The sequence below is a fragment of the Chryseobacterium sp. YIM B08800 genome, from assembly GCF_026163565.1.
Lineage (GTDB): Bacteria > Bacteroidota > Bacteroidia > Flavobacteriales > Weeksellaceae > Chryseobacterium.
In genome coordinates this window covers 45,151-52,016 of record NZ_JAPDKN010000048.1, presented here as the reverse complement: position 1 = coordinate 52,016, position 6,866 = coordinate 45,151, and the positions used below count along the sequence as shown (strand labels likewise).

6 protein-coding genes are annotated in these 6,866 nt (G+C 34.3%); 1 reads left to right on the top strand and 5 read right to left on the bottom strand.

Features of this window, described 5'->3' with window-relative positions; translation table 11 throughout:
• Positions 1-47 precede the first annotated feature (47 nt).
• From OEW74_RS16475 to ileS, 5 genes are all read right to left on the bottom strand, one after another.
• A complete protein-coding gene (locus OEW74_RS16475) occupies positions 48-686 on the bottom strand; it encodes a lipoprotein signal peptidase (RefSeq protein ID WP_265429512.1) in 639 nt (212 codons plus the stop codon).
• Positions 686-880 (bottom strand): DUF2683 family protein, encoded by a 195-nt coding sequence (locus OEW74_RS16470; RefSeq protein ID WP_265429511.1) that lies wholly within the window; start codon positions 878-880, stop codon positions 686-688. The genes OEW74_RS16475 and OEW74_RS16470 overlap by 1 nt, the downstream gene beginning before the upstream one ends.
• A gap of 40 nt (positions 881-920) precedes the next feature.
• The gene (locus OEW74_RS16465) at positions 921-1,166 is read right to left on the bottom strand and encodes a DUF6576 domain-containing protein (RefSeq protein ID WP_265429510.1); all 246 of its coding nucleotides are present in this window, start codon (positions 1,164-1,166) and stop codon (positions 921-923) included.
• Between the two features lie 85 nt (positions 1,167-1,251).
• On the bottom strand, positions 1,252-1,632 hold the full coding sequence (locus OEW74_RS16460) for a TraR/DksA family transcriptional regulator (RefSeq protein WP_265429509.1): 381 nt from the start codon (positions 1,630-1,632) through the stop codon (positions 1,252-1,254).
• A 59-nt stretch (positions 1,633-1,691) separates the two neighbouring features.
• On the bottom strand, positions 1,692-5,081 hold the full coding sequence (gene ileS / locus OEW74_RS16455) for an isoleucine--tRNA ligase (RefSeq protein WP_265429508.1): 3,390 nt from the start codon (positions 5,079-5,081) through the stop codon (positions 1,692-1,694).
• A gap of 414 nt (positions 5,082-5,495) precedes the next feature.
• Here ileS and OEW74_RS16450 point away from each other — a divergent pair, with 414 nt between their 5' ends.
• Positions 5,496-6,788 carry a phenylacetate--CoA ligase family protein gene (locus OEW74_RS16450; protein WP_265429507.1) on the top strand — a complete coding sequence of 431 codons (1,293 nt, stop codon included), beginning with the start codon at positions 5,496-5,498 and terminating at the stop codon, positions 6,786-6,788.
• The last annotated feature ends 78 nt before the right edge of the window (positions 6,789-6,866 follow it).

Genomic DNA, 6,866 nt, shown 5'->3' with positions numbered 1-6,866 from the left:
GCCCTTACTCTTTTTTATTATTCTTTTTTAAACAGGCTCTAAATATTTTAGAACTCAAGTCCGTTTGGAAAAGCTTTTTTTCTGAAAATTAAAAGTAATGCAGCTCCGATAGTGATTGCAGAATCGGCAACGTTAAAGATATATTTAAAAAATTCAAGATGTTTTCCGCCGATTAACGGCCAACTTTCAGGAACGTACCAATCAACCAAAGGGAAATGCAGCATATCGACAACGCAGCCTTTCATAAAAGTAGAATATCCTTCTCCGAAAGGAACTATTTTGGAAACTCCGCCATAGCCAATCCATTGATTTACGTTTTCATCGTAAACCATTCCGCTGTCGAAAATTAAACCGTAGAACATTCCGTCGATAAGATTTCCGATAGCTCCGGCAAAAATAATCGACATTGGGATAATCAGATAATTAGATTCGCCTCTTTTAAGCCATTTATTGAAAAGGTAGATCATTCCGCCAATCAGAAAAATACGAACAATCACTAAAAAATATTTACCAAGCATTCCTCCAAAATGAAAACCATAAGCCATGCCCGGATTTTCTACAAATGTCAGTTTAAAACCCGGAAAAACAGGAATGCTGTCATTCAGATTAAAATTTGTTTTGATATAAATTTTTGAAGCCTGATCTATTAATAAAATAAGAAAAGTGATTAATGCTATTTTCTTCATTACTTGTCTTTCTTTGGATTGTCTTTAAAATTTCTTACAGGTTTATCTTTTTTTACAGGAGCTTTAGGCTCAAATTTTTGAGTTTTAGCGCCTCTTGTATGAAATTTTTCATATCGAATTCCCATTTCCTTCATTACACCTTTCAGTGCATTCAGCTCCATTTGGTTTTTTGGGTGTACAATTAATGCTTCCATTTTAAATTATTTTTTTGTCAGTCTTAGAACTATCAAAGACTTAATGTTTAGAAAGTTCGTCGAGTCTTTTTCTGTCTTTTGCAGACAGATCGTTGATGCCGTTTTTACCCATTTTACTGAGAAGTCTGTCGATTTCTTTTTCTCTTTCTCTCTTGTCTGAGTTGAATTGCTGATCGATTGTCAGATTTTTAGGCTTATCCGGATAGAATCTGTTTTTGATTCGATCTTTATTAAAAAACCATAAAACGGCAATGAGGATAATTCCTAAAATCAAAAACTCACTCATAGATATATTACAAATTAGGTTTATAAAATGTCGTAAAACAAATTATAAACCTAATTAATTATTTACAAAAATAAGATAAAAATAATTATCTCTGCATGTTTTTAGCTTCGATGCTCAAAGTAGCGTGTGGAACTGCCAAAAGTCTTTCCTTCGGAATCAATTTTCCGGTTACTCTGCAAACACCGTACGTTTTGTTTTCTATTCTTATTAAAGCATTTTTAAGATCTCTTACAAACTTTTCCTGTCTTCCTGCCAAAATAGAGTTTTGCTCTTTACTTAGCGTTTCTGCACCTTCTTCAAAAGCTTTGAAAGTAGGCGATGTATCGTCGGTTCCGTTATTTTGATCGTTGATAAAGCTTTCTCTGATTAGTTGCAAATCTTTCTCTGCTTTCTCAATCTTTTCTTTAATTATCTTTTTAAACTCTTGTAAATCAGCGTCGTTGTATCTTACTCTTTCGTCTTGCATTGTCTTTTTCTTTTTTAATAAATTTATGATTTGGAAATTGAAAAAACAATAGTTAAATATTAATTTTTTTCAACATTCACTTTAAATTTAATCTCATCGATGTCAATTTCGTTAAAATTTGAAAGTGAAGATACAATTTCTATTTTATTTGACAAGACCTCAGATGAAATATATTCTTCATTTTGTTTGATCTGCTCCAAAAACGGAGTGTTTTCTTCCAAAACGATGCTTATTTTGTCTGTTAATTCAAAATCTTTCTCTTTTCTAAGATTTTGGATCCTGTTGATAAACTCTCTTGCGATACCTTCAGATTTCAATTCATCAGTCATCTTCAAATCTAGTGCCACAGTTGTTTTTCCGTCTGAAGTTACCGTCCATCCAGGAATATCTTTTGTTGAAATTTCTACATCATTTAATGTAATTTCATATCCTTGAATTTCGATGCTTCCTTCTTTTTCTAAAGATGAGATTTGTTCGGCAGAAAGATTATTGATTTCGTTACCAACCACTTTCATGTCTTTTCCAAGTCTTGAACCTAAAGTTTTGAAGTTGGGCTTAATTTGTTTTACGATTAAATGAGATGCTTCTTCCGCATTAATTAATTGCAATTCTTTAACGTTAACTTCTTGTTTTATTAATTCTGCAACCGCTAAAATCTGCTCTTCAGTTTTCTTATCCAACACAGGAATTAAAACTTTTTGTAACGGTTGACGCACTTTTACATTTTCCTTTTTTCTCAATGAGAAAACCATACTTGTAATGTTTTGTGCTAAATGTGTTTTCTCCACCAAATCCTGATCGATTAAACTTTCATCCGCAACCGGGAAGTTCGTTAAATGCACAGATTCTGCGCTGTCTTTTCCTGTTACTTTGTTTAAATCCTGATACAACTGATCCATAAAGAACGGAGCAATCGGCGCAGATAATTTGGCAACAGTTTCAAGACAAGTATATAAAGTTTGATAAGCAGAAATTTTGTCATCAGAATAATCTCCTTTCCAAAAACGTCTTCTGCACAATCTTACGTACCAGTTACTCAAATTGTCATTTACAAAATTACTGATCGCTCTTGCAACTCTTGTTGGCTCGTAATCTTCGTAAAATGCTTTTACTTCCTTAATTAAAAGATTTAATTCAGATAAAATCCAACGGTCGATTTCTGGTCTGTTCTCAACTTCTTTTTCAGAATAATTGAATCCGTCAACATTTGCATACAATGCAAAGAATGAATAAGTGTTGTAAAGCGTTCCGAAGAATTTTCTTCTTACTTCATCAATTCCTTCGATGTCAAATTTCAGGTTTTCCCAAGGGTTTGCATTTGAAATCATATACCAACGCGTTGCATCTGGTCCGTAAACTGAAAGAGTTTCAAACGGATCAACTGCATTTCCTAAACGTTTTGACATTTTCTGACCGTTTTTATCCAAAACAAGTCCGTTGCTCATTACATTTTTATAAGCAACCGAATCAAAAACCGCTGTTCCGATAGCGTGAAGAGTGTAAAACCATCCACGAGTCTGGTCAACACCTTCTGCGATGAAATCTGCCGGGAAAGCTTTATTGTTATCAATTAATTCTTTGTTTTCGAAAGGATAATGCAACTGTGCATAAGGCATAGAACCTGAATCGAACCAAACGTCGATAAGGTCGCTTTCACGGTTCATTGCTTTTCCTGAATCTGAAACCAAGATCACTTTATCAACAATGTTTTTGTGCAAGTCGATCAAATCATAGTTTTCTTCAGACATATTTCCGATTTCAAAACCTTTGAAAGGGTTTTCAGTCATCAATCCTACTGAAATAGACTTTTCGATTTCGTTGTATAATTCTTCAACCGAACCGATGATTTTTTCTTCTTTTAAATCTTCAGTTCTCCAGATCGGTAATGGGATTCCCCAATATCTTGAGCGGGAAAGATTCCAGTCGTTTACATTTTCCAACCAGTTGGCAAAACGACCTTCTCCGGTAGCTTTTGGCTTCCAGTTGATGGTTTCGTTTAATTCTACCAAACGTTTTTTTACAGCCGTCATTTTTACAAACCAAGAATCCAAAGGGTAATATAAAACAGGTTTATCGGTTCTCCAACAATGAGGGTAGCTGTGAACATATTTTTCTACTTTGAAGGCTTTGTTTTCTGTTTTCAACAAAATCGCCAATTCTACATCCCAAGATTTTTCAGGTGCAGTTCCTTCATCATAATATTCGTTTTTAATATATTTTCCTGAGAAAGTTTCCGGAACATTGTTTCCTTTGATGAATTTACCTTGTAAGTCAACCAACGGAACCAAATTGTCATTTTCGTCATTCACCAACATCGGCGGAATTCCTGCGTCTTTCGCAACTCTCGCATCATCTGCACCAAAAGTAGGAGCGATGTGCACGATACCTGTACCGTCTTCTGTGGTTACAAAATCTCCGATAATTACTCTGAAGGCTTTTTCAGGAGTTTCATTCGGCGTAAACCAAGGAATTAATTGCTCATATTGAGTTCCTGCAAGTTGTTCGCCCGTAAATTCTTTTAAAACTTTATAGGGAATTGTTTTGCTGTCTGAACTGTAGTTTACCAAATCTTCATCAGTTCCTTCCACGAATTTTTTACCGAAATTCTTCTCCAATAAAACTCTTGCCAAAACAACTGTTACAGGCTCAAAAGTATATTGGTTGAAAGTTTTTACGACAACATATTCAATATCTCTTCCTACCGCCAAAGCCGTGTTTGAAGGCAAGGTCCAAGGAGTTGTCGTCCAAGCTAAAACGTTTATATCTCCATCAACATCGTTGAATAATTCTGAAGAATCTTTTTTAACTTTAAACTGAGCAACAATTGTTGTGTCGGTAACATCACGGTAAGTTCCCGGCTGATTCAATTCGTGAGACGAAAGTCCGGTTCCTGCTTTCGGAGAATAAGGCTGAATCGTGTAACCTTTATACAACAAGCTTTTGTCATACAATTGTTTAAGCAGCCACCAAACCGTCTCCATATACTTAGATTTGTACGTGATGTATGGATCTTCAAGATCTACCCAATATCCAATTTTTTCGGTAAGGTGATTCCAAACATCAGTATAACGCATTACCGCTTCACGACAAGCTTTGTTGTAATCTTCAATCGAAATTTTTTTGCCAATATCTTCTTTAGTGATTCCGAGTTCTTTTTCAACTCCAAGTTCTACGGGAAGTCCGTGCGTATCCCAACCCGCTTTACGGAAAACCTGTTTCCCGTTCTGCGTCTGGTAACGACAGAAAATATCTTTCAACGCTCTGGCCATAACGTGGTGAATTCCGGGCATTCCGTTGGCTGAAGGCGGACCTTCGTAAAACACAAACTCAGGATTTCCCTGACGTGTTTCCACACTTTTTGCAAAAGTGTCGTTTGCTTTCCAGAATTCCGAAACATTCTCGGCTACATCTATAAGGTTGAGGTTTTTATATTCTTTAAATTGGCTCATTGTAATTTCTCAATTTCGTTGATTAATCAAGTTGGCAAATTTAGTGATTTTTGTCGGTTTATAATATATGTTTTATTTTGATTCCATCTATTGAAAAGTTGGAAGAAATTAAGAGTGTTTTAAATTGTGATTCTCAATGATGAAATGTGAATTTTTAAAATTTGTGAAATTTAATAGGTGTAGCTTTTATTAATAGAGTAGGCTTTAGTCCGCTTTCAAATTTGATGGACGAAATCGGCTTTAACCAAAACTTATTTTTCTCTCGCAGATTTTAAAGATTTTAATTTAATTTTCAACACAATCATCTGTGAAAATCTGTGTAATCAGCAGGAGATATAAAACCCACAGATTTTTAATTGTTAAATCCTTTAATCTTTTCATTTTAATTAAATTTGTCTTCTAAATTTTAAACTATTGGAACTTTTCCCATCTATCGAAAAAGCAGACATTCAGGATATAAAAATATTTCAGGAAGAAAAACTTCAGAGGCTTTTACAATATCTTGAAGCCAATTCGCCTTTTTACCAGAAATTATTTAAGGAAAACAATATTCAAATTTCTGATATTCAAACCTTGGAAGATTTGCAGAAAATTCCAACAACTTCTAAGAACGATATTCAGCAAAATAATGATGATTTTTTCTGTATTCCACAGAATCAAATTGTTGATTATAGCACGACTTCCGGAACTTTAGGGGATCCTGTAACTTTTGGTTTATCTGATCAAGATCTTGAAAGATTAGCTTACAATGAAGCAATTTCTTTCGCTTGCGCAGGAATCCAAAAAGGTGATGTTGTACAAATGATTACGACAATTGATAAAAGATTCATGGCTGGTTTGGCTTATTTTTTAGGATTGAGAAAAATGAGCGCCAGTGTTGTGAGAATGGGGCCTGGAATTCCCGAACTTCAATGGGATTCTATTTTTAGATACAAACCAAAATATTTGATAACTGTTCCGTCATTTCTGTTGAAAATGATTGATTATGCCGAAAAACACGGAATTGATTATAAAAATTCCAGCGTTTTTGGTGCGGTTTGCATTGGTGAAAGCATCAAAAATCAGGATTTCACAGATAATATTCTTTCGCAAAAGATTAAGGAGAAATGGAATATTCAATTGTATTCCACTTATGCTTCCACTGAAATGAGCACTGCGTTTACCGAATGTGAACATCAAGTTGGAGGGCATCAACATCCGGAATTAATTATTACCGAAATTCTTGATAATGAAGGAAATCCAGTAAAAGATGGTGAAAGCGGAGAATTGACCATTACAACATTAGGTGTTGAAGCACTTCCTTTGTTGAGATTTAAAACGGGAGATTTAGTTAGAGCTCATTATGAACCATGTAAATGTGGTAGAAATACACTGAGATTAGGGCCAGTTGTCGGAAGAAAACAGCAAATGATCAAATATAAAGGAACAACTTTGTATCCGCCTGCAATGAATGATATTCTGAATGATTTCGAAGGAATTTTATGCTATCAAATCGTTATTCAATCCAATGAAATTGGTTTAGATGAAATTATCATTAAGCTAAGTACAGAAAGAGAAGAGGAAAGTTTTGAAGGAGAAGTTAGAGATCATTTCCGTGCAAAATTAAGAGTCAGCCCGAAAATTGAAATGGTAGATTTTGATGTTTTATCTAAAACCGTTTTCAACCCAAACAGCAGAAAGCCAATTACATTTATTGATTTAAGATAAATTTTAAGTTTTATTCAAATAAGTTGGAAATATTATTAAGTTAATGATAATGTTTTCAGAAGTATTATATTTGTAAAC